The organism is Neptunomonas sp., assembly GCF_016744175.1.
Taxonomy (GTDB): domain Bacteria; phylum Pseudomonadota; class Gammaproteobacteria; order Pseudomonadales; family Balneatricaceae; genus Neptunomonas.
In genome coordinates this window covers 1-23,931 of sequence record NZ_JADGEV010000016.1, presented here as the reverse complement: position 1 = coordinate 23,931, position 23,931 = coordinate 1, and the positions used below count along the sequence as shown (strand labels likewise).

23 protein-coding genes and 1 riboswitch are annotated in these 23,931 nt (G+C 42.6%); of the genes, 16 read left to right on the top strand and 7 right to left on the bottom strand.

All coding sequences use genetic code 11. From position 1 onward, the window contains the following. Window positions 1-8: 8 nt before the first annotated feature. Together hisG and hisD are read left to right on the top strand one after the other, a co-directional pair. Entirely contained in the window at window positions 9-656 is a 648-nt protein-coding gene (hisG, locus tag QZZ55_RS09310; protein WP_293267119.1) for an ATP phosphoribosyltransferase, read from the top strand. Window positions 657-659: 3 nt separating this feature from the next. After that, entirely contained in the window at window positions 660-1,967 is a 1,308-nt protein-coding gene (hisD, locus tag QZZ55_RS09305) for a histidinol dehydrogenase (RefSeq protein WP_293267052.1), read from the top strand. A gap of 62 nt (window positions 1,968-2,029) precedes the next feature. Here hisD and QZZ55_RS09300 read toward each other — a convergent pair whose 3' ends face one another. Beyond that, window positions 2,030-3,178: a trypsin-like peptidase domain-containing protein gene (locus tag QZZ55_RS09300; RefSeq protein WP_293267051.1), complete on the bottom strand. Its 1,149-nt coding sequence runs from the start codon at window positions 3,176-3,178 to the stop codon at window positions 2,030-2,032. Window positions 3,179-3,270: 92 nt separating this feature from the next. On the opposite strand from QZZ55_RS09300, the gene QZZ55_RS09295 reads away from it, so the two are divergent. Continuing rightward, window positions 3,271-4,032, top strand: coding sequence for a Nif3-like dinuclear metal center hexameric protein (locus tag QZZ55_RS09295; protein WP_293267050.1), 762 nt, complete (start codon window positions 3,271-3,273; stop codon window positions 4,030-4,032). A 60-nt stretch (window positions 4,033-4,092) separates the two neighbouring features. Here QZZ55_RS09295 and QZZ55_RS09290 read toward each other — a convergent pair whose 3' ends face one another. Further along, entirely contained in the window at window positions 4,093-4,620 is a 528-nt protein-coding gene (locus tag QZZ55_RS09290; protein ID WP_293267049.1) for a DUF1043 family protein, read from the bottom strand. A gap of 144 nt (window positions 4,621-4,764) precedes the next feature. Then, entirely contained in the window at window positions 4,765-5,493 is a 729-nt protein-coding gene (locus QZZ55_RS09285; RefSeq protein ID WP_293267048.1) for a FadR/GntR family transcriptional regulator, read from the bottom strand. 114 nt (window positions 5,494-5,607) lie between these two features. Here QZZ55_RS09285 and QZZ55_RS09280 point away from each other — a divergent pair, with 114 nt between their 5' ends. The 9 genes from QZZ55_RS09280 (at window position 5,608) to QZZ55_RS09240 (ending at window position 14,831) form a co-directional block, all read left to right on the top strand. Then, window positions 5,608-6,321 carry a pseudouridine synthase gene (locus tag QZZ55_RS09280; RefSeq protein WP_293267047.1) on the top strand — a complete coding sequence of 238 codons (714 nt, stop codon included), beginning with the start codon at window positions 5,608-5,610 and terminating at the stop codon, window positions 6,319-6,321. Between the two features lie 174 nt (window positions 6,322-6,495). After that, on the top strand, window positions 6,496-8,103 hold the full coding sequence (locus tag QZZ55_RS09275) for an NAD(P)/FAD-dependent oxidoreductase (protein WP_293267046.1): 1,608 nt from the start codon (window positions 6,496-6,498) through the stop codon (window positions 8,101-8,103). Window positions 8,104-8,265: 162 nt separating this feature from the next. Further along, window positions 8,266-8,571 (top strand): MTH1187 family thiamine-binding protein, encoded by a 306-nt coding sequence (locus QZZ55_RS09270; protein ID WP_293267045.1) that lies wholly within the window; start codon window positions 8,266-8,268, stop codon window positions 8,569-8,571. Window positions 8,572-8,688: 117 nt separating this feature from the next. Next, the gene (locus tag QZZ55_RS09265; RefSeq protein ID WP_293267044.1) at window positions 8,689-9,039 is read left to right on the top strand and encodes a hypothetical protein; all 351 of its coding nucleotides are present in this window, start codon (window positions 8,689-8,691) and stop codon (window positions 9,037-9,039) included. A gap of 150 nt (window positions 9,040-9,189) precedes the next feature. Then, window positions 9,190-9,606: a hypothetical protein gene (locus tag QZZ55_RS09260; protein ID WP_293267043.1), complete on the top strand. Its 417-nt coding sequence runs from the start codon at window positions 9,190-9,192 to the stop codon at window positions 9,604-9,606. Between the two features lie 871 nt (window positions 9,607-10,477). Then, entirely contained in the window at window positions 10,478-10,981 is a 504-nt protein-coding gene (gene msrA / locus QZZ55_RS09255; RefSeq protein WP_293267042.1) for a peptide-methionine (S)-S-oxide reductase MsrA, read from the top strand. 78 nt (window positions 10,982-11,059) lie between these two features. Continuing rightward, window positions 11,060-12,043 (top strand): MDR family oxidoreductase, encoded by a 984-nt coding sequence (locus tag QZZ55_RS09250; protein WP_293267041.1) that lies wholly within the window; start codon window positions 11,060-11,062, stop codon window positions 12,041-12,043. A 330-nt stretch (window positions 12,044-12,373) separates the two neighbouring features. Continuing rightward, window positions 12,374-13,243 carry a cobalamin-binding protein gene (locus QZZ55_RS09245; protein WP_293267040.1) on the top strand — a complete coding sequence of 290 codons (870 nt, stop codon included), beginning with the start codon at window positions 12,374-12,376 and terminating at the stop codon, window positions 13,241-13,243. A gap of 73 nt (window positions 13,244-13,316) precedes the next feature. Further along, on the top strand, window positions 13,317-14,831 hold the full coding sequence (locus QZZ55_RS09240; protein ID WP_293267039.1) for an HDOD domain-containing protein: 1,515 nt from the start codon (window positions 13,317-13,319) through the stop codon (window positions 14,829-14,831). A 29-nt stretch (window positions 14,832-14,860) separates the two neighbouring features. On the opposite strand, the gene QZZ55_RS09235 is transcribed toward QZZ55_RS09240, so the two are convergent. From QZZ55_RS09235 to ppk2, 4 genes are all read right to left on the bottom strand, one after another. After that, a complete protein-coding gene (locus QZZ55_RS09235; protein ID WP_293267038.1) occupies window positions 14,861-15,433 on the bottom strand; it encodes a cob(I)yrinic acid a,c-diamide adenosyltransferase in 573 nt (190 codons plus the stop codon). 48 nt (window positions 15,434-15,481) lie between these two features. Next, the gene (locus tag QZZ55_RS09230) at window positions 15,482-17,296 is read right to left on the bottom strand and encodes a TonB-dependent receptor (RefSeq protein ID WP_293267037.1); all 1,815 of its coding nucleotides are present in this window, start codon (window positions 17,294-17,296) and stop codon (window positions 15,482-15,484) included. Between the two features lie 33 nt (window positions 17,297-17,329). Then, window positions 17,330-17,493: riboswitch (cobalamin riboswitch) on the bottom strand. Window positions 17,494-17,580: 87 nt separating this feature from the next. Then, on the bottom strand, window positions 17,581-17,808 hold the full coding sequence (locus QZZ55_RS09225) for a phosphatase (protein ID WP_293267036.1): 228 nt from the start codon (window positions 17,806-17,808) through the stop codon (window positions 17,581-17,583). A 16-nt stretch (window positions 17,809-17,824) separates the two neighbouring features. After that, window positions 17,825-18,724 (bottom strand): polyphosphate kinase 2, encoded by a 900-nt coding sequence (ppk2, locus tag QZZ55_RS09220; RefSeq protein WP_293267035.1) that lies wholly within the window; start codon window positions 18,722-18,724, stop codon window positions 17,825-17,827. A gap of 270 nt (window positions 18,725-18,994) precedes the next feature. Here ppk2 and QZZ55_RS09215 point away from each other — a divergent pair, with 270 nt between their 5' ends. From QZZ55_RS09215 to QZZ55_RS09200, 4 genes are all read left to right on the top strand, one after another. Then, window positions 18,995-20,749: a type I secretion system permease/ATPase gene (locus tag QZZ55_RS09215; protein ID WP_293267034.1), complete on the top strand. Its 1,755-nt coding sequence runs from the start codon at window positions 18,995-18,997 to the stop codon at window positions 20,747-20,749. A gap of 2 nt (window positions 20,750-20,751) precedes the next feature. Further along, window positions 20,752-22,095, top strand: a complete 1,344-nt coding sequence (locus QZZ55_RS09210; RefSeq protein WP_293267033.1) for an HlyD family type I secretion periplasmic adaptor subunit — start codon at window positions 20,752-20,754, stop codon at window positions 22,093-22,095. 444 nt (window positions 22,096-22,539) lie between these two features. Beyond that, a complete protein-coding gene (locus tag QZZ55_RS09205; protein WP_293267032.1) occupies window positions 22,540-22,692 on the top strand; it encodes a PEP-CTERM sorting domain-containing protein in 153 nt (50 codons plus the stop codon). Between the two features lie 166 nt (window positions 22,693-22,858). Then, a partial coding sequence (locus tag QZZ55_RS09200) for an SdrD B-like domain-containing protein (RefSeq protein WP_293267031.1) occupies window positions 22,859-23,931 on the top strand: 1,073 nt, incomplete at its 3' end.

Sequence of the window (23,931 nt, the reverse complement as noted above, 5' to 3'; positions counted from 1 at the left end):
ACAAAATGATGAAGAAGCAACAGCTTACGATTGCGCTGTCTAAAGGTCGTATCCTTGAAGAAACGCTGCCCTTGTTGGAAGCAGCGAATATAATTCCGGCTGAGAATATCTTTAAAAGTCGTAAGCTGATTTTCGACACGAACCATGACAATATTAAATTTGTTGTGATACGGGCTACTGATGTACCTACGTATGTTGAGTACGGTGGTGCGGATATGGGTATTGCGGGTAAAGATGTCCTAATGGAACATGGAGGCAAGGGTCTCTATGAGCCTCTGGATTTAGAAATTGCCAAATGCAAGCTTATGGTAGCAGGACTTACCGACGCGCTTCCTGTTGAAGGACGCATGCGCATAGCCACCAAGTTTGTGAATATTGCTAAGCAGTACTTCGCACAGCAGGGTTGTCAGGTTGATATCGTTAAATTGTATGGGGCAATGGAGCTGGCTCCAATTATGGGTTTGGCGGATCGCATCGTTGATATTGTCGATACGGGTAATACCTTACGTGCGAATGGCTTGGAGCCGATGGATTTTATCGCTAATATCAGTTCACGTTTGGTCGTCGGGCAACCGGCATTAAAAATGAAGCATAAACAAATCCAGCCTATTATAGAAATGATGTCTGAAGCCGTTGTGAATAGAAGGGAGGGGTAGCTAATGTCTGAGCTATCAATTACTCGTTTAAGTAGCACTCAGGAAGACTTTGATTTTCAATTAGAAAAGCTTCTTGCATGGGAGAGTGTTTCTGATGCAAAAGTGAATAAGATTGTTGATGATATCTTGTTAGAGGTTAGGCAACAGGGGGATGAGGCCGTTGTTGCTTATACCAACCGCTTTGATTTAACTTCTGCAACATCCATGCAAGAGTTAGAGCTTAGTTCTGAGCAACTATCTGAAGCATTAAACGGGCTTCCACAGCAACAACGCACGGCGCTTGAAAAAGCGGCGCAGCGTATTAGTCATTATCACGAAAAGCAAAAAACAGATTCGTGGCAATATACTGAAGATGACGGCACTATGCTGGGCCAAAAGGTGACACCACTGGATCGGGTTGGCTTATATGTCCCGGGCGGAAAGGCGGCTTACCCTTCATCGGTTTTAATGAATGCTATTCCTGCAAAAGTAGCAGGTGTTGCTGAGATCATTATGGTTGTGCCAACGCCTCGCGGAGAATTGAATCAGCTAGTATTGGCCGCAGCCTCTTTAGCGGGAGTTGATCGAGTTTTCACTATTGGTGGGGCACAAGCAGTCGCTGCCATGGCTTATGGTACTGAAACAGTGCCTAAAGTAGATAAAATAGTCGGGCCGGGTAATATTTTTGTGGCAACTGCTAAGCGTGCAGTTTTTGGTGCCGTTGGTATTGATATGATTGCTGGCCCCTCTGAAATACTGGTTGTCTGCGATGGTTTAACCGACCCTGACTGGGTTGCTATGGATCTTTTCTCACAAGCAGAACATGATGAAGATGCTCAGCCTATCTTGGTCACTCCTGATGCAGGCTTTATCGAAAAAGTTGAAGCTAGTATTCGTAAGTTATTACCTACAATGGAGCGTAAGGAGATTATTGAAGTCTCATTGCGGAATCGCGCAGCCCTTATTTTAGTAAACGATATGGAGCAAGCGATTGAGATAAGTAATCGTATAGCGCCAGAGCATTTAGAGCTTTCAGTGGAAGAACCTGAAACTCTACTACCGTTGGTACGTCATGCGGGAGCTATTTTTATGGGGCGTCATACCGCAGAAGCATTGGGTGATTATTGCGCAGGTCCCAACCATGTTTTACCAACGTCTGGTACAGCTAGGTTCTCATCACCTTTGGGTGTATATGATTTTCAGAAACGATCTTCTCTGATTATGTTTTCAGCAGAGGGAGCATCCGATATTGGAAGCGTTGCTTCGGTGCTAGCTAGAGGTGAAGGGCTTACGGCGCATGCTCGTTCAGCAGAGTATCGGATAAAAGACTGATTAAGTATATTTCATATAAAAAAAGGCCTCTGATTGAGGCCTTTTTTTATATGAATGGAGTTTTAAGAGCTAGGGCGTGTAAGCGGTCGCTCTCCTACGGTGACCTCCGCAGTTAGACGTTTTCCCTCTCGTAAATACTCGATGAGTAAAGGTTCTCCGGGAGTGAAGTCAGCAATTCCAATCATCGAGCGACGCCCTTCGACAGGGTTACCATTTAACAAGAGCATGACATCACCGGGTTGTAAGCCTGCTTTATGTGCTGGGCCATCACGATAAATTCCGGCAACAATTAAGCCATTCATCTCTTTTAAGCCAAAAGACTCAGCAAGACTGGGTGTTAATTCTTGAATTTCTACGCCCATCCAACCACGCACGACCCTGCCTTGTGTAATAAGGTCGGTCATTACTTTTTTAGCCAGATTTGAAGGGATAGCAAAGCCTATTCCTTGGGACCCACCTGACTTTGAGAAAATGGCAGAGTTGATGCCAATCAGATTACCGTGAGCATCGACTAAAGCGCCGCCGGAGTTTCCTGGGTTAATAGCAGCGTCGGTTTGTAAGAAATCTTCATAGGTGTTTAGCCCTAAACTGTTTCGTCCTGTTGCACTGACAATACCCATTGTTACCGTTTGGCCTACGCCAAATGGGTTGCCAATGGCGAGTACAACATCCCCTACACGTAACGTATCTGAAGGAGACAGTGTTACGCTTGGTAAGTTATCCATATCAGTTTTGAGTATCGCTATATCCGTTTCAGGATCTGTGCCTATGATCTCTGCTGCTGCTTCACGTCCATCTTTCAGTGCGATAACAATACTGTCTGCATTTGCGATGACATGATTGTTAGTAATAATATAGCCTTGAGCATTTAGGATGACTCCAGATCCTAGGCTAGATTGTATTCGCTCACGTTGTGGCATATCACCGAGCTCATAAAACCTTTTGAATAAAGGGTCTTCGATAACAGGATGTTGCTGTTTTTCAATAATTGTTCGAGTGTAGATATTTACAACGGCTGGGGCTGCTTTTTCCACTGCATCAGAATAGGATACTGGTCCGCTTTTTCCCGGTACATGGACCGGTAGTGGGGTCTCTCTGATCTCTACAGTGGTAATTGGTGGCGCAAGTAGTTGGGGGAAAAACTGCAACAGGATAATAGCTATGAGCACTCCTGTAATTATTGGCCAACCAAGAAAGCTGAGTTTACGCATTAAAATAAATCCCAGAAATGCTGGTGAAAACAAAATCTCATCGTAGAATTATACGATTTGTACCAGATGGTTGCTAATGAGGATCTTATTATATGTCTGTTTTATTGCCTGAATTGGTTAATTATTGTGAAGATTTGTTAAGTGTAGGTTTGTTTAAAGATTATTGTCCCAATGGCTTACAAGTTGAAGGCAAACCAAAAGTAAAAAGAATTGTTTCAGGTGTCACCGCTTCTCAAGCATTGTTGGATGCTGCTGTAGCTATCAAAGCTGATCTTATACTGGTTCATCATGGCTATTTTTGGAAAGGCGAAAACGAAAAAGTTATTGGAATAAAGAAGCGCCGGCTGAGTACCTTGCTAAAAAATGATATTAGTCTTTTAGCCTTTCATTTACCTTTGGATGCACACCCTCAGTTAGGAAATAATGCTCAATTGGCAAAAAAAATGAACTGGAAAATTTTATCAGGCCTTGATGGTGAGTTGGGGTGTGCAATTGGTATGGTTGGCGAGTTACAAGAACCGCAAACGGCTCAGCAAATGTCTACTGAGTTTGCACAAGTATTGGGCAGGTCAGTACAGCATATTCAAGGTATTACCCGACCCATTAAGAAGATAGCGTGGTGCACAGGAGGCGCGCAAGGGTACATTGAAAAAGCACTTGAAGAAGGTGTTGATGCTTATGTTTCAGGCGAGATCTCTGAGCAGACAGTTCATATCGCACGTGAAGCGGGAATCGATTATTTCGCTGCGGGGCATCATGCAACTGAGCGATATGGTGTGCAAGCGTTGGGTGAACATTTAGCTGCACATTTTGGTATCGAGCACGACTATATTGAAATAGACAACCCTGTATAGGCACTACATGGCCTTGAAAAAATAAAAAAGCCTCACATGGAGGCTTTTTTAAAACAGAAATTATGCTGTTTTAGTTGCCTCTTCAGACGATGGGTCCGGCTCTGCTTGGCTTGCATCTTCGGTGTCGTCTTTTAGACCATATGATTCAGATAGTGTGCCTTCTTCATCTGGTTGCTTTGGTGCATAATCTCGTGGTGGTTCAACAGCAGACAGCGTTTCATTATCGTTACCGGCATCGCTGTCAGTGCTTGGTTCAGAACTCTCAACTTCTACTTCAGCCTGAGCCGTCAATTGAGGTGTCATGCTTGATTCAATAGAGCGCGCTGTATCCGCATCACATAGGGCTTGTGCGCCTGTTGCTAGGTGTTGATATACACCACGGTAAGATTCAGTCATTTTATTTACAAGATCAGCTGTTTCCTCAAAGTGACCAGCGACTTTGGTTTTGTAGTCTTCTAGCTCTTGTTTGGCATCTTCTAGTTTTTCTTGTTCATTTGAGTTATCACCTGCGCGTCCCATAAGGAAGCCAATTAATGCACCAATAACGAGCGCTACAACACCGATGATCCAAATATTACTTTCTTCCACAGTTAGTCCTCACTGCATAATCACGTTAGATATTAATTTTTCTCTAGGATAATAGAAACTCGTGCTAAAACCTATTAACCAGAGTGAATTATCAGACAAGATAACATGCATTTAGTTTTTGTTTAGCACGATTTGGCTGTCAGATTACTTGTTGGCTTGTGCGGCGCTATGTTGTTGGCTCAAGTAATTCACTTGTTCAGAAAGAATCTTAATAGATAGTTCAGTGTCTTGATTAGACAATGCTTCAAGCAGCCTTTCGTGTTGGTTATATATGATGGCTTTTTCCCGGTAATGATGCGCCACCATGTTAGCCACCGGCTGTAATGCTTCAATAACGGTGTGCATTACAAATGCTAGCATGCGGTTGCCGGTTGCGTTTGCGATTAAACGGTGAAAATTAACATCTGAAGCACAAAATTGTTCTGCAGAGGTGGCTGGGTTTGCTTGGATTTTTAGTTCATTACTTAATGCATTCAAATCTTGTTCTGAACGGTTTTGGGCTGCTAGTTTGCAGCAGATAGTTTCAAGCTCAAGGCGAGTTTGTGTTATTTCGTCTAATGAGAACGCGTTTAACCCCATCAAAAGAGTAGTGGCTCCAGCTAAGGAATCACTTAAGTCACTAACGCTAGGACGGTTAACAAAGGTGCCGCCAGTGGGGCCGCGTTTGGAGCGCACTAGATTTTGAGCGGCTAAGCGCTTAAGTGCCTCACGAATAGTGGGGCGTGAAACGCTGAAACGAGCAGCAAGCTCATCCTCTGTGGGTAAACGATCATCAGCAGCTAAAGAGCCATCAATAATAGCTTGGCGGATTTGATCTGCAATCTGACGAGACAGACTTTGCTGGCTGACGGGCTCAAATTCTATAGACTTCACACTATAATTACTCACAAAAAACAGACTGTGAGTATTTCACAGATTCGGTTTTTTGTTAAATTCTAAAGTCAGTCTAGAAACTATGGGCATGCAAATGATTATGGAAATTCAGTAATGCAGTCTAAACGTGGTCGGTTGGATCGTTTTTTAAGCAATCACTTAGGTGTTAAGCGTAAAGATGTAAGACTCATGCTCGCCAAAAATCGAGTCGTGGTTGATGGTGTGACAGCAGCTGATATTGGATTGTCTATCGATGAATTTTCACATATCGTTTTAGATAATCAGCGAGTATTACAGGTGAATAAACCTGTTTACATTATGTTGCATAAACCCGTTGGTGTAGTCAGTGCTACTAAGGATGATCTGCATCGTACAGTAATTGACCTGCTTGAAAGGCCAGATAAAGCGACGCTGCATATAGTAGGACGCTTAGATTTGAATACTTCGGGTTTGCTGTTATTAACTAATGATGGTCGTTGGTCCCGTCAACTAACATCACCAGAGAGTAAGGTAACAAAGTCTTATAAAGTTACTTTGAAAAATAGCCTTGCAGAGCCCTATATAGAGGCATTCGCTCAAGGAATGTACTTCTCCTATGAAGACATTACAACGGAACCCGCTAAACTTGAAATAATCTCCGAGTATGTCGCCCACGTGAACTTGACGGAAGGGCGTTACCATCAGATTAAGCGTATGTTTGGTAGGTTTCGTAATCCTGTGTTACAGCTGCACCGTATGTCTATTGGGTGTTTATCACTGGACTCGACCTTGCTACCTGGAGAGAGTCGTAATTTAACGCCTCAAGAGGTTGAGAGTATTCATCGTTAACACTTGGTTGAACAATTAACTGAGTAGTCATAAACATAAAAATTATAGAGCAGAATTGCCAATTCTGCGACACATCTTAAATAAGTGCGTAAACTGCACGCTTTACTATAACTAAGTAACTTTCGATGGGCTTTTTACGTTTTTATTAGAGCCCTCGTTTTTTGGGATTTTCACATGATACGCCTTACGAATATTCAATTACCGCTAGATCACGATGATCAGGCTATTGCCAATGCTGTTGTGGCTCGTTTATCCATAAAAGCTGATGACCTTGTTAGTTACCACGTACATCGACGCGGATACGATGCCCGCAAAAAAGCTAATATTGTTCTTATTTATACATTGGATGTTGAGGCGAAGAATAACGAAGAGCTTCTCGAAAAATTTTCAGATGATCAGCTTGTTAAAGCCACCCCAGACATGAGCTATCAGTTTGTGGCACAAGCGCCTGTTAATTTGCACGAACGCCCTGTGGTTATCGGTTTTGGCCCATGTGGCTTGTTAGCGGGGCTAGTCTTAGCACAAATGGGCTATAAGCCGATTGTTCTTGATCGTGGTAAAGAAGTACGTGAGCGTACTAAAGATACTTTTGGTTTTTGGCGTAAGAAAATATTAAACACCGAGTCTAACGTGCAGTTTGGCGAAGGTGGAGCAGGTACATTCTCAGATGGTAAGTTGTATAGCCAAGTGAAAGATCCGCACCACTATGGTCGTAAAGTACTTACTGAGTTCGTCGCAGCGGGCGCGCCTGATGAAATTATGTTTGTGAGTAAGCCGCATATTGGTACATTTCGTTTGGTATCGATGGTAGAAAAAATGCGTGCAAAAATCATAGAGCTGGGCGGCGAAATTCGCTTTAGCGCGCGCGTTGATGAGGTACAAATAGAAGCGGGACAAATTACCGGTGTTGCTTTGGCCGATGGTGAAATCATCAAGTCGAAGCATATCGCCTTAGCGATTGGTCATAGTGCTCGTGATACATTCCAGATGCTTCACGACAAAAATGTATATATCGAAGCGAAGCCCTTTTCTGTTGGTTTTAGGATCGAGCACCAGCAATCCTTAATTGATGAGGCACGTTTTGGCGCAAATGCAGGTAATGAAATCCTTGGCGCTGCTGACTACAAGCTAGTTCATCACTGTAAAGGTGGCCGTTCAGTTTACAGCTTCTGTATGTGCCCTGGAGGCACTGTAGTGGCGGCAACGTCTGAAGAGAATTGTGTGGTTACCAATGGCATGAGCCAGTACTCGCGAGCAGAGCGTAACGCCAATAGTGCGATTGTAGTGGGAATTGATCCGACAGATTACCCCGGTGGCCCTTTGGCTGGAATTGATTTTCAGCGAGAGCTCGAAAGCAATGCTTACCTGCTAGGGGGTAAAAATTACGATGCACCGGCACAAAAGGTTGGAGATTTCTTAAAAGGAGTCTCCTCTGAAACGATTGGTAGCGTAGAGCCCTCATTTAAACCGGGTATTAAACTAACAGATCTCTCGAAAGCACTACCCGACTTTTGTATCGAGGCTATTCGAGAAGCAATACCTGCTTTTAACAGAAAGATAAAAGGCTTTGCTTTAGAGGATGCGCTTTTAACGGGTGTAGAAACCAGAACCTCGGCTCCTATTTGTATCAAACGTGGTAAAGACTTTCAGAGCATTAATACCCAAGGCTTGTTTCCCGCAGGCGAAGGAGCGGGTTATGCAGGCGGTATTATGTCGGCTGCGATTGATGGTATCAAAGTAGCGGAAGCAATGGCGTTGAGCATTAATAACAGTAATTCATAGAAGAATTCATCGGGTGTAGTATTAGCCGGTACAGCGATCTACTCAATTGATACTTTGTATTAAAAGGGCTGGCCAATCTAAAAAAGCTGGTTGGCCCTTGATGCATTGCCGCAAGGACGGTGGAATACAGCCATATAACAGTCAAAATTGAGGAAGAGCACAATGTACGTATTGATGGATATTATGGTTTCACCGGGTGGCGTAGGTACTTCAGTATCACCGTACATAGCGATGTGCCAAAAGATCTTTGAAGACGCAGGCCTAACGCATACTATGCATGGCTATGGCACGAACGTAGAAGGTGAATGGGAAGATGTGATGGCCGCTGTAAAGCGTTGTCATGAAGTACTGCACAGCGAAGGCGCTGTGCGTATTACGAGCCACATGAAGCTAGGCACGCGCATAGATAAAAATCAGACTATGGCAGATAAAGTCACCAGCGTACAAGAAAAAATGATCGATAAATAACCCTCATACTCTTTACAATAATCAGCTGGTTTCATAGACTCGCTTGCTTTATAGATTATCAGGCCTGTAATCCACAGGCCTTCCTATCTTGCTTTGAAATACGGATATTTCAACACAGTGAAAACACGCCACTTTTTAGTCTTATTCTTTGTTATTACGTTGGCAGTCACTTGCGGTAACCTCTTATCTAATTACATTACAGCACGGTTTGTGGTCTATGGCGCGCAGCAGGCCGATAATGCTGTGGCGTTTGAGCGTCAGAAAATGACACAACAGACGCAGGCTGGCTTGGAAGAAATATCTGATGCAGCGAAAAAACAACGAGCACGTAGTAAAAAGGCCAAAATTCTGTGGCGATCCTGTGTGGATTGGACTGCTATGCATCAACAAAAACAAACCTACACAACTGAGAAAGAAAGCAAAAAGCAGTGCGCTATCTATCATCGTTATGTGGATACGGGGTTATAGCGCCGATGAGTGAGGTGCTGCCTTTCTATTTTACTAGACATGGTCAACGACCGATAATTGAATCAACAATCAGATGATTAAGAGAAATCATCTATACCAATGCTATGAGGAGAGGCTTCATAGCAAAAATAAATTTCAGGAAGCAATGGAATGAAGAATATATTAATAATTATGATTTTAGCTGGTGGAGGATACTGGTATTACAATAATGTTGTATCCTCACCATTGTTGGGGAAATGGGTTCCTGATGAAAAATCATTTCTGAATATGACGAAAAATGCAAAATCTTATGGCATGTCTTCAAGCCAAGAAAAGAGGGTTAAAGAAATAATTATTAAAAAACTTACTAAAAATATCAGTATGCTGATTAAAGATGACGGTCATATCACCTATAACTTCGGAAAGGTGGGTGGGGACTTATCTTATGAGTCATCACCAAGATTTGATGGATGTTTTGATTTAGATGTTGATCAACTGGGCTCTTTTAAAGCTTGTGTTGAAAATGATATGTTAGCAATGCATTCTCATAATGACGGAAAGACTGAGTACTATACAAAAATTCAGTAGTAAAATTAATAGAGTATATTTAACTGTGATTTTTATTGTGAGCATCATACATACAGCACACTAGAGCATGATTTTATAATAGTGATGCTGTAAATATGATTTTAGTGAGACGTACGATAGCTGCTAGCGCTATGATGTGCCTGTTTACTTTAAATTATTGTTTTCAGAAGCAAGAGATAGTAAGTAGCTCTGACTCAGTCGTAGATATAAATATACTTAAGCCTGTTGATGTTCGACAGAGAAAAATCAAGTATATCAGTATCTTGGAAATTGAGTGCCAGTATCATTTATTTCTGAAAGTGAGGATCATTTCCTGACTGAGCAAAGGACTGTTGCTGGTGAAAGTATTTCTCTTCCAAGGTTGTTTGACTCTACATATGTTTCCAATATTCCTCTAATTAATGATTTTGTAAAGTTTCAAAGGAAACGACTCATTGATACCTCTTCATTTGGAATGATTATTAAAAAAGCGAAACTATTCTCTTGGAGTTTTATTCGATTTAGGTCCATGTGAAAATATTTTATCCGTTATCACAGTGAATGACCTTACCTGTTCTCTTTATATTGGGTCTGAAAGTAAAAATAATTACAAGAATATTATAAATGCTTTCTATGGAGCAACGCTTTCATATTCTATTAGCATAAATGATGAGGTGATCAGTATTTAATTGAGCAGCGAAAAGTAGCCGGTATTGATATTCGTTAGTAATTTCTCATTAGAGTTTATATCTCATTACATATGTGCATGCGCTTCATTGAGTGGCTTATCTTATTCCAATATAAATGGAACCAATGACACTTCCTTAGCTTCCAACCCTAATACTGTTAGGCTTATAGCCTTTAAATCTGAGTCTTTATTGGAGATACCGACATGTCACAAGAACGTGCAGTGCTGGCAGGTGGTTGTTTTTGGGGTATGCAAGATCTACTTCGCAAGTTGCCGGGTGTTGATGCAACGCGGGTAGGTTATACCGGTGGTGATGTACCTAATGCTACGTATCGAAATCATGGAACACATGCAGAAGGTATAGAGATTTTATTTGATCCTGTTCGCATCTCTTATCGCCGTATTCTTGAACTGTTTTTTCAGATTCATGATCCTACAACGCTTAATCAACAAGGAAATGATCAGGGAGTGTCTTATCGTTCAGCGATTTATTATCTGAGCGATAATCAGAAACAGGTAGCTTTAGACACTATAGCTGATGTGAATGCATCAGGTTTATGGCCGGGCAAGGTGGTGACTGAACTAGAGCCAGCTAGTGATTTTTGGGAAGCAGAGCCAGAGCATCAGGATTATCTAGAGCAATTTCCAAGCGGTTACACCTGCCATTTTGTACGCCCTAATTGGGTGCTGCCAAAGTCTTCTGCTTAATAATTAAACAACAGTGTAGTATTTTTATAAGTACCGATGCTATTATTTGTTAAATTGTAAGACAAATAGGAGATTGTGATGTTTAAAGCACTAGTTCTGGACCAAGTCGATGGTAAGACGGTTGCACAGATTAAAACGTTGGATGTCAGTGATCTGCCTGAAGAGGATGTGTTGGTAGATGTAAGTTACTCGTCGATTAACTTTAAAGATGGCTTGGCGATTACCGGAACAGGTAAAATTGTTAGCAAATTCCCGATGGTGCCGGGTATCGATCTAGTTGGTACAGTGGCAGAAAGTAATAGCGATGCTTATAAAACTGGCGACCAAGTTGTACTCACAGGTTGGAGCGTGGGCGAGCGCTTCTGGGGCGGATTGTCACAAAAAGCACGCCTTAAGTCTGAATGGTTAGTGCCACTGCCAGCAGGTATGGCTCCTGAAGTGTCTATGTCTATAGGTACTGCAGGCCTTACGGCTATGTTGTGTGTAATGGCGCTTGAAGAAGGCGGTGTTACACCAGATAAAGGTCCGGTTGTTGTATCTGGTGCTGCCGGTGGTGTGGGGTCTGTTGCTGTGGCTATTTTAGCTAAGCTTGGTTATGAAGTCGCTGCTATTACTGGACGCGCAGAAACAGAAGGTTATCTACGTGGCCTTGGAGCAAGCACTATTTTAACGCGTGAAGAGATGAGTGAAAAAGCACGCCCACTTGAGCGCCAGCGCTGGGCGGGTGGTATTGATACTGTCGGCGATGCGATGCTGGCTAGAGTGTTGGCGGAGGCTGATTATAATGCCACGATTGCTGCATGTGGCTTAGCGGGTGGTTTTAAATTGCCTACAACGGTCATGCCCTTTATTCTGCGTAATGTTCGCTTACAGGGTGTGGATTCTGTTATGTGCCCTGTTGAGCGTAGAGTTCAAGCGTGGAACCGTTTGCAAACAGATTTACCAGCGACCGCATTAGGTGAGATTAGCCAGGTTATTGGGTTAGATGATGTGCCTGAATATGCAGAAAAAATTGTTAATGGGAAAATTCAAGGCCGAACAATTGTTGACCTAAATAAATAGTGATTTAAGCAAGTTGTTCAGCTGAACAGTATCCTGTTTGGTTGATATATATGTCGCTATAAAAAAGCCGTTTAGCGTTATTGCTGTTGGTAGGTGTCTTTGTTGATAACTATCGATAGATAGTAGCGTTAAGCGGCTTTGCCAGTTATAGGTTACTTATCCACTTTGTTACTTCTCGTTATTTTTATAGATTTCTATTTTATTGATTGATTTTATATCGTTACGGAGCACTGGTTCGTTATGATATAGATCCAGTTTAAAGCAACACCTGCGGACGTTAGTCTGGGGGTAGGCAATTTAGGGCTTTTGTTATCTAGGAGTAGGTCTGTCGTGCTTTACCCGTTGATTACTTTTTTTTTAGTACTCCTTTCTTTTTCGGCGCAAGCCTTGTCTGTAAAGGATGATGCAGGGACGCAAGTATCGCTAGAGAAACCGGCAATGCGGATTGTTACTTTGGCTCCTCATTTAACAGAACAACTGTTTTCGCTAGGTGTTGGTGAGCGCATTATTGCGACGGTGGAGTACAGTGATTACCCTAAGGCAGCGCTTTCCATTCCCCGTATTGGTGGGGCTGAGGAAATCAGCGCTGAGGTTATTTTAGCGCTACAGCCGGATTTAGTGGTGGCGTGGGAGGAAGGTAGCCCTGCAGAAGTGCTTTCTTTGTTGGAATCTTTAGGTGTGATGGTGTATCGGGCATCTAGCAAGTCATTGCGAGGTGTAAGTAAAACTCTGTCAGATCTTGCGGTGCTCACTCAGCGGCCGGAAGTTGCTGCTTCGCTAGTCACTGCGTTCAATGAAGAAATGGATAAAATAGCTTTGCTTTATCGATATAAAGGTTCTGTCTCAGTTTTTTATCAGCTCTGGTATGAGCCACTAATGACAGCCAATAAACAGCAAATGATTAATGAAATGATAGTCATGTGCGGAGGCCGCAATCTTTTTTCTGAGCAAGCAGAAGTCGTTCCTCAGACCAGCATTGAGAGTATTGTAGTACTCAATCCTGAGGTTATTTTAGCACCCGAGCAGGGGACGCCCACCGACTGGAAAAAACGCTGGCAGGCATGGCCAGAAATATCTGCTGTTAGCAAACAGCATCTGTATACACTCAATGCTGACCTAGTTAATCGTCCTACACTAAGAAGCCTGGAAGGGCTTCAACAGGTTTGTTACTTGTTAGATAGAGCCCGTTCAAATAGCTAGTGTTGGTGTGCGGATTTCCCTTCCCCTCTATTTTTGACTACTCTGTTAATACGTCACTTGTAGTAGGGTTATTGTGATTAAATATCAAGAAACACTAAAGAGTATCCATACCCAGTTGGGTAGTGGGGGGGACTTGCCTGTATTCAGTGCAACACTGAATCGTATTCAGGAACTCAGTCGCTCACCAGAAGGTGATGCAATGGTATTGGCGATGGCTATTATGAAAGATGCCAGTCTTTCCGCAAAATTACTTCGCATCGCTAATACACCTGAGTTTAATCGTGGCTTAGGTAATGTGACGGTTATATCGCGTGCAGTTGTCTTACTGGGCTTCAATCGGATTAAAAACTTATCTATTTCGCTGAAGCTAATTGAGAGTTTTACGGAGGCATATCCTGATTCAAATATCGAAAAATTGTTACTGCGTGCTTTTTTAAATGCATCGATGGCACGTGAGTTGGCGGCTAAAGCAGGCATCAGGGACATAGAAGAAACCTTTTTGTGTGGGTTGTTGTTCAATCTTGGAGAAATCATAACATCGAGTACGATGCCGGCTGTTTATCGGGAGATGTGTAGTATTAGAGCCGAGGGCAATAAATCTTGGAGTAGTATTCAGTTATCAACATTGGGCGGTCAGTTTAGCGATATTGGGCAGGATCTTGCGCAAAGCTGGGGCTTCCCTCCTTCTGTTGTAAAAACGATGGATGAAATGACGGCCGATGAGTCGGACCCTTTAGTGCATAAACAACACTTGTTAGTCTCTTTTAGTCACACCTTGATTGAAAAAATATACGGTGAATTGAGTCACGATCAAAGTATGGAGCAGTTAAGTAAAGCCTTGAGAGATAATTTCTCATTAAAGGATCAGGACGTGGAAAGTTGTTTTGAAGATGCCTGTAAGCTTTCTGCAAATATGGTTGAAGAATATGGTATTGATTTGCAAGGGTTGGTACCCGTGATGCAAGAAACAGGAGAGCCTCGCTTAGATGAATGTATACGCCGTACGGCTTACTTTTTTCATTCCCGAAAACAACTGGTGCAATCTGAAAACAGTGGAGTGAAGACACCTAAAAAAAGAGATGAAAGCCCTGAAAAACAACTGTATTTTTTAAGCCGTTTGGCCGAATTGACTGCTGAAAAGGGAACGGCTCACGATATTTTGTCTTTGGTTGTTGAGGGGATTAAGGCATGTACCTCATATGAGCGTGTCATGTTTTGTTTGTACCGTGAATCGCCTTTGATGTTGAGTATGAAAATAGCTCAGGGTGATTCTCTAGAGTCATTAGAACACTTTTTCACGACACAGAGAAAAGAACCTGATTTGCGCTTGTTTTTTCATGTCATTAAAAAAGAGATGACTTTACTGGTATCTGATATGAGCGAGCCGGGTTGGAAAGAACGCCTACCACAGGCCTTCCTTAAAGAGGTAGCCCCGAGCGGAATGGTGATTGCACCCCTTGTAGTGCGTGGGAAGGCTATTGGTTTGTTTTACGCCGACCGGGTGACCGTGCCTCTTGCCGATCCTGACTTTACCTGTTTTAACCAGTTTGTAATTCAAGCCAAAATAGCGCTGTCCCATAAATCATGATGTCTTGCTGTAGTGCTTTGTGCGGTGTTTTATTGAGAACCTTTCGACTTGTTTCTCGGTTGCCAATAAACTTCGACAGCGCCAGCCCTTAACGCCAAGGTTCTAGCACAAACGAAGAGTAGGTCAGATAAACGATTTAAGTAGATAGCCCCCATCGAGTTCTGTTCCTCTGCATTACATAAACGAATCATTTGGCGCTCTGCTCGGCGACAGATGCTTCTAGCTTGATGGCAGTAAGCTGCACTGCGGCTGCCGCCTGGTAATATAAACTCAGTCAGTGGCGGTAATTGCTCATTCAAGTTATCAAGGTGGCTTTCAAGCTCTGTTATCATTTCAGGTGAAATCGCTCGGTAGTCAAGATTGGCCATCGCTATTTCGCCACCCAAATCGAAAAGGTCGTTTTGTAGTTGGAAAAAGACAGGTGACAGCGGATCTTCTGTCGTCAACTCTGCACGAAGTACACCTAATATGGAGTTGAGTTCATCAATATCTCCAAGTGCTTCAATACGTTCAGATGTTTTAGCAACACGTCGACCATCTGCTAGTCCTGTTAAGCCTTTGTCACCGGTACGTGTGTAGATCCGCGTTAGCCTGTCTGCCATTACTGCTTTCCTCGTTGTTAGAATTGAGATAGCCGCTCTCTTTTGAGCTTAGAGAGCCATTTTTAATGTAACAAAACCTGCGCGTCCCTGAGTGTTATAGCCAGAAACTTGCTCGTATTCTTTATCTGTTAGGTTAAGTAGTTTCCCTTCAAGAGTAAGAGTAGGAGTGATCTGTTTACTGGCACTTACATTGACAATACCATAACCTGCAACATCACTAGGCGTATCTTTCTTACGGCTTTGTGCTATTAGATTAGCCCCTAAGCGGTATTTGCCTACTCGGTAGCTGATCGAACTATTTAAAGTGCGATGTGCTCGGCGCAATAGTGTGGAATCGGTTATTTCATTGTGTGGACTTTGGATCACAACAGAAGTATTCCAATCCCAGTTGTCTAGTACAAGCTGGTGGCTTAGTTCTACTCCTTGTATTAGCACTTTATCGATATTCCTTCCTTGGTATGTGAAAGGAGCAATTTCAACAAAGTTTATTAAGTCTTCAATTTGATTATAGAAAACAGCAGCGCTGATATGGTTAGCTGGATTCAGTTGGTACTTAGCTCCAATCTCGTAAGTTTTTGAAGTCTCTGGTTGTAGATTTATATTACCGCCGTAGCCATATAGATCTGAGGCACTAGGAGCACGAAAAGCGGTGGCCGCACTCGCGTAAAGGTTTAACGTGGGAGTAGCTTGGTAGCCATAACTTGCTTCCCATGTTGTGTTGTCGCCAAAGGTTTCATGGTCGGTAAAGCGGGCCGCTAGAAGAATACGGCTTAACCCTATTTGGATATTGTCTTGTAGGTAGATTGCTGCAGTATCCAATGTTTCGTCAAAACCTGAGCCAAAGGACAGTGATTCAATGGCTTCTCGCTGTATTGAAATACCTGCGGTTAACGCGTGATCACCGGTTTCATAGTCATGCTGCCAATCAAGCTGAGTGCGCTTTGTGTGTGCGAAATCGGAAGACTGGTTCTGGTCAAGCTCATCATTAAATAATCCAAACTTGAGGAGAGATAGCCAGCTATCAGTAATTTGCGTGTTTATGTCAAGGTTAAGCGCTTGTTGGGTGAAGTCCTGGTCTTGTTTTTCGAGGCTAATGGTGGGGAAATTTGAGTAGTTTTCTGCTAAATATTCAGTGTTGCCTTTGCTGTGTAAAACGCTGGCTTTAATATCGGTATTGCCAATATTATGGGCAAAGAAGATGCGAGCGTTCATGTTATCGTGACCGGTGTCTATGCTAGATCTTTTGTACGTTGGGAAGCCTTTTGTGTTAGACGAATTAAGACTGAAACCGAACTTTGTGCCGGATTCCGTGTTGTGGAATGTTTGGATGCCAGCTTCTTTGGTTGAGTTGCTGCCTATAGTTGCACGAGCAGAAAAAGCAGGGCCTTTTTGGCGAGTAAAAATTTGAATAACGCCACCAATCGCTTCTGAACCGTACAGCGTTGAGCGTGGGCCTTTAACAACTTCGATTCGTTCAATGTTGTCTGGGTGTATATAACTTATATTGGCTGAACCCAACGTACCAGGGTTCATCTTCATGCCGTCGATCAATACTAGAGTATGGTCACTTTCGGTACCGCGAGTGAAAATTGATGTCAGTTGCCCTTGGCCTCCACTACGAACTATTTCAATGCCAGGCACAATGCGCAAGATATCCGTAAGGTCGGTTGCTTGCATACGTTCGATCTGCTCGCGTGTGATTATGGTTACGCTGGCAAGAGTCTCATCTGCAGTTTGCGCGGTGCGCGTTGCTGTCACAGTGAGTGTTTCGAATTTTTTGTGTGTTGTTGAAGAGTCTGTTTGTGCAGCAAAAGCATTACTTGCTATGCAAATTGTTGCAGTAGCAAAAAAATAAGGATTCATATTTAGAGGCCTGTTGATGCGCCCACCGCGCATTGGATTAGAGATGATTCAGGCCGGTATCCGGACTCACGATTTTGTAACAATCGATGACCGTTGCGGGGGCAGTGTCGGCTTTGTATTCGCTTTGACGTTAGCGTAATACGCACCGCTCTTCCCGTTTAACCTTTGTTATAGGCACCTGGATAGCTGGGGGCGAAGTTTACAGGGTGGATTTTCGTGATGCAATCTAGGAGGGCGAGTAAAAGGCTGCGCACAGAGTTTGTTAACAGCCTGTTTGTTACTCGTTAACTATCGTAGCTTTCTGCAAAATTTCGGATTTCATGAGATAGCTTTTCGACACGGTCGGCCGCTTTTTCAAGCTCTTCAAGTACCGCGGTGCTGATTGCAGACTCTACTATTAGCTCTAATGCTGAAAAGTTGGATTCTCCAATCTCGTTTTGTAGCTCTGTGGATAGCTTTCCTTTAAAGGATTCTACGACTGTATGTGAATGTTGAGTTTGTTTCTGTGACATTATGAATACCCCCGTGTTAAGTGTTATCTGGCAAGAAAATATGTTCGTCTTGCTCATGAATATCACGTGCATTACCGACAATAAGTGGGTCGGGTGTTAGCAATATGTCTGGGTTTTTGTTTGGGTACGGTAGCGAATTTAATACAAAGCGCATGGCGTTGATACGTGCACGCTTTTTATCATCCGATTTGATAACAGTCCATGGAGCATCAGCGGTATCAGTGTAAAAGAACATAGCTTCTTTTGCTTCTGTATACGCGTCCCATTTATCAAGAGAAGCTAAATCGATAGGTGATAACTTCCATTGTTTTAATGGTGCAACTTTACGTGCTTGAAATCGTTCAAACTGCTCATCACGGCTGACTGAAAACCAGAACTTATAAAGCCTAATGCCGCTACGTACTAGCATGCGCTCAAAATCAGGCGTTTGGCGCATAAACTCAAGATATTCAGGAGGAGAACAGAAGTTCATTACACGTTCAACACCTGCACGGTTGTACCAAGAGCGATCAAATAAGAGGATATCCCCCTTGGTTGGGAAGTGCTTCACGTATCGCTGGTAATACCATTGGCCTTTTTCTTCTTCCGTTGGTTTCTCAAGTGCGATTACTTTTGCGCCACGAGGATTCAAATGTTCCATGAATCGCTTGATCGTTCCACCTTTACCTGCCGCATCACGACCTTCAAAAAGGATGACAATACGCTCCCCCGTTTCACGAGCCCAGCTCTGCATTTTTAATAACTCTATTTGCAGGTCTTTCTTTAATAACTCATATTCTTTACGGGATAGTTTCTCTTGAACGGCATCCTTATTTTTGCTGCTTTTCTTTGTTGCTTTAGGCTCATTCAGCTCAGATGCAGTCTCAAGTGTTTCAATAGCTTCTTGCGGGGTTACTTTCACAAAATCATCCATCATTGTCTCCTTTGAAGGTTGTTTATTATTAATAATTATCCTCTCTCTTGAGACAAATCCGTTGACCGGGATCACTTATTTAGTGATATCTGATATGAATGTTATAAAAGTGTCATTTTAGTCAAGGAAGTACATAAATATTTTATATTCCGTTTCACTGTCGATATAGTTTACCGTTCTGATAGCATTAGACTCTCGATAAAAAATAATGAGTAAATATATGCTTGTAGTCTTTTGTGCTCATCTGTTCAAAGTATGGAACCCAGCCCAGTTATGAAATCACAGCCACACAACCAAAAAGAATCTGTGGAAAAGTCTGAGTTATACCAAGCACTGTCTGCGTCTCGTACTTCATTTGTGTCGACAGGAATTTTTAGCTTCTGTATTAACATTTTAATGTTAGCGCCTGTTATCTACATGTTGGAAGTGTATGACCGTGTTTTGACGAGCAATAGTGAGTCGACATTGCTGATGCTAACGTTGTTATTGGTTTTTCTGTTTTTAGTGATGGGGACGCTTGAGTGGGTAAGGTCACAAGTATTGATCGTGACGGGAAACCGTTTAGAAAAAACATTAGGCCCGCGTGTATTTGATTCGCTATTTCATCAAGCACTTGCATCGGGAGGTAGTGTTGCAACAGCACAACCCTTATCAGACCTGCTGACATTACGGCAGTTTTTGGGTGGGGCAAGTTTATTAACATTGTTTGATGCCCCTTGGTTACCTATTTACCTTGGCGTTGTTTATCTTTTCCATCCATTAATGGGAAGTATCGCTCTTGCAGCGGCTATTTTCTTAATTGTACTGGCTGTTGTGAATGAGCGAATAACGCGTGGAGATATCCAAGATGCTAATAAACTCAATATCGAGAATACGCAAGAAACACAGCTGAATTTACGTAACTCTGAAGTTATTGAGGCGATGGGAATGTTGCCTCGATTGCGTGATAGATGGCAGCAGAAACAAGATCAGTTATTAGAGCTTCAAACCAGAGCAAGTCGTCAAGGCGGTTTGATTACCACTGTGTCTAAGACTTTTCGCATGACAATGCAGTCTCTAATGCTTGGTTTAGGGGCGTATTTGGCTATTCAGGGTGATATTTCAAGTGGTACGGTGATTGCGGGTTCTATTCTGTTAGGCCGTGCATTAGCACCTATTGATCAGTTGATAAACTCATGGAAAAGTTTCCTTGGAGCTAGGAGTGCCTACACTCGCTTAACAAGTTTATTAGAGAGCACTAAGGTTGCTGAAGCGCCTATGCCTCTTCCGCCACCTGAAGGGTTGGTTGAATTTAAAAAAGTGGTTGTATCACTTGCTAATAGTGCTGAACCAATATTGCAAGATATAAGCTTTAAAATTGAACCTGGGACCTCTGTCGCTGTTATAGGCCCAAGTGCAGCAGGTAAGTCAACTTTAATACGGGCCATGCTCGGTATATATCAAACTACAAGAGGAGCTATACGCCTTGATGGTGCTGAAATTAAACAATGGGATCGCGAAGTATTAGGCGAGCACATTGGTTATCTTCCGCAAGATATTGAGTTACTTGAAGGTACTGTTAGTGAAAATATTGCGCGTTTTGGCAACGTGGATCCTGAAAAAGTAGTCGCTGCTGCTATGGCTGCGGGTGTTCATCAGATGATTTTACAGCTAGCTGACGGTTATGCCACAACAATCACAGCGCACTTGTTATCTGCAGGTCAGCGTCAGCGTATCGCGTTAGCACGTGCTTTATATAATGAGCCTAAATTAGTGGTATTGGATGAGCCTAATTCAAATCTCGATACGGAAGGTGATTTGGCGTTAGCTGAAGCTGTCCGTAATTTGAAGGCCATTGGTTCGACGTTGATAGTGGTAACGCATCGCAATAACTTGCTGCAATTAGTTGATAAAGTAATGGTGCTCTCTAGTGGGAGCTTAGTTGCATTTGATAATACCGCTGTTGTTATGGAGAAATTAAATCCTTCGCAGCCAGCACCTAAGGTGATTGCAAAACCCATTTCCGAAAATGCAGTACACGAGAATTAATTATGCAGGTTGAAAATAAGGCAGAATCAACGACTAAATATTTAGAGAAAGCGGTAGATGATAGTCGCTTTCTTTTTATCGGTTTTTTAATTATTGCTATTGTGTTTCTCGGCATGGGTACTTGGGCTGCTGTGGCGCCTATAGCGAGTGCTGCGCATGCTCAAGGTAAAGTGCGGGTTGAGAATAATAAAAAGACAGTGCAGCACCTGCAAGGGGGGATTGTAAAGTCGGTCTTGGTGCGTGATGGGGATCATGTTGAGAAAGGTCAAGTGCTAATGGTTCTTGATGATACCCAAGCTAAGGCGCAGTTAGAGGTTACACAAGGGCAATATATTCTTTCGCGAGCTCGCGAAGCAAGATTGATTGCTCAGCGAGATCAGTTAAATGCTGTCGTATTTCCTAAAGATCTAATGGATCTAAAAAGTGATCGTCGTGTGCAAGAAGCTATTGTTGTGCAGCGCCAAATTTTTAATGTGCGTAAAGAATCATATGAGAATGAGCTTGCTTTATATGCCCAGCAAGCAGAGCAGTTAGAGTCGCAGTTGACGGGACTTGATGCACAAAAGAAGAGTCGGCAACGGCTGGTGAATTCATATTCTAAACAGCTTAAAGATTTAAAGTCATTAGAAAAAAAGGGGTTTGCAGAGCGTGGTCGTGCACGTGAAATTTACCGTGAAGTTGCACAAAGTCGCGGAGAGTTAGGGGAGTTGCTTGCCAGTATCGCCTCAACGAAATCAGAAGTGGTCGCGTCTAAACTTCAGGCTCTTCAGTTGCAAAAAGAGCTGCAAAGAGAGGTTGCTGCTGAAGTTGATGAGTTACAAGAGCGCTTATTTCAGTTGATTGAACAGCGACAAGCTCTTGTTGATACATTGTCTCGAACACAAATCCGCTCTCCTCAAACAGGCACAGTTCTTGAACTATCAGTGCATACTGTGGGTGCTGTTATAGGTGAAGGTGAAACGCTTATGGATATAGTGCCTGAGGGTGTGAGGTTAATTATTGAGGCTAAAGTTTCTCCGATCGATATCGATAGAGTCTCTATTGGCCAAATTGTAGATGTCCGTTTCTCGGCATTTAAAATGCGAGAGACTCCACGTATTGATGGAAAGCTGATTAATCTTTCAGCAGATAGTATCTTGGACCCAAATGATTCAACTCAATCACCTTATTACCTTGCTATCATCGAACTTACTGACGAAGGTTTGCAGCACCTAAAAGGCAATGACCTGAAACTTATTGCAGGAATGCCGGCTGAGGTATTTGTTCAGACAGGTGAGCGGACTTTATTCCAGTATTTGTCTGATCCTCTTGTTGATACCGTCGCTCGCTCATTTATTGAAGAGTAATTGCTTTTTCCTATCAAATAGGCCTAAAGGCCTGTTCCTTCCCCGGTTAATAAATTTAACCTTCGTTTAAAACGCATGCTTCTCTGAAGTGGATGATAAAAAACCTGTTTATTGCGTCAGGTTTTTTTACATCTGATTTTGGTGTGCGAAAAACAATAAAAATTTACAATTTTTGTTTGAAATAAAAAATAGTAAATATACTTATTTTTTATTATAAGCTCTTGTTTATAAAGATTAATATTCCGTTAATGTGGCGTGTTTATATTGCGTTCAGGTTGTATTTTTTGTTTGGTATAAAAATTGCTGTGTTAAGCATAGTTTAATTCTTGAATGTGCTTCTCTACTTTTAAGAATCATCTCGTACCCAATTGAGCTGTTGGTTACAAGCCTGACAGTCGTTTGACTGAAGGTTATTAAATTATTAATGAATAAAGGTGTTCTAACATGAAAAAAATTACCGCTTTATCTGCTTTGATGCTTACTTCTATACCGGCTATGGCTGCTCCTGCATTCAATACAGTGCCTGAACCAGGTGTATTGTCATTGTTAGGTGCTGGTGTTGTTGCACTTCTTATTACTCGTCGCATGAAAAAGTAAAGAAACAAATAAGCGAGGCTTCATAGCCTCGCTTCGTTATCTCGCTCTGGTCTAAGCGTTGCTTGTCACAGAACGGCATGTAAGTAGCTGGTAAAGCTGCAGCATTGAATTTAGCGCGAACACCCAGATCGGGTTTGCTGAAACTTATAAAGTAAGGAATTTTGTTATGTCTACGATGACAATCCGAGTAACCTCTTCAGCTGTAAACGAAGAAGGAACTGGTTTTGGTGAACAGCCGGATCTGGGAGCTCCCAGTTTTTGGGATGTAATTATATCAGATAGCACAAACTCTGATTTGCCAAACGGAACTTACGACGGTTACTGCTTACACCCTGAGTTACCAATTAACTTCTCACCTAGTGAATATCAAGGTGATGCTAGCAATGGCCAAGATATTGGCAATTACCTTGCTGCAGATGTTGTTAGCTCAATTACTGAGACGCAAATTTCTCAGATTAACTGGTTGTTATCGCAAAATTTCACATCCGATACCAAGTATGCTGGCCAATTCAATTACGGTGAAATGCAGGCGGCTATTTGGGAAGTGATGGGCTTTACACCAGCACAATACAACACTGGTATTAACCCAGGTGTATTATCAGATAATGGACGGCAGGTAGTTGAGACGGCAGATGTAAGCTTTCTTGTTTCACAATCACAAGCAGCCGTTGATAGTGGTATTAATGTAGTCCCTTCTGACACTTTCTTTTCTATGGTAGTTGACCCAGATGGGGTGCAACAGCCGCTTATAATCCAGTTACAGTCTGCCAAGTTAGGTAATTATGTTTGGTTAGATGCAGATCAAGACGGTATTCAAGACGCCAATGAGTTGGGTGTTGATGGTGTTGTTGTAGAACTTTACGATGCAGCAGGGACTCTAATAACAAGTACTATTACAGGTGATGACTATAGTACGGTAGAGACTGAAGTAGGTTTTTATCAATTCACAGGCCTAGATGCTGGAGACTATACAGTTAAGTTTCTAACACCCGCTAATATGGTGTTGACAGCGGCAGATGCGGCTTCAAATACACAAGATGATTCTGACAGTGATGCCGATGAAATTACGGGCATGACAGCAACAATTTCTTTAGCCCAGGGCGAGTCAAACCAAAGTGTTGATGCGGGTTTAGTTGAAGTAGTCCTACCAGCCAGCCTTGGCGACACTGTCTTTGAAGACAGCAATGCCAACGGCATTCAAGATGCAGGCGAGACCGGCATTGAGAACCTAACGGTTAA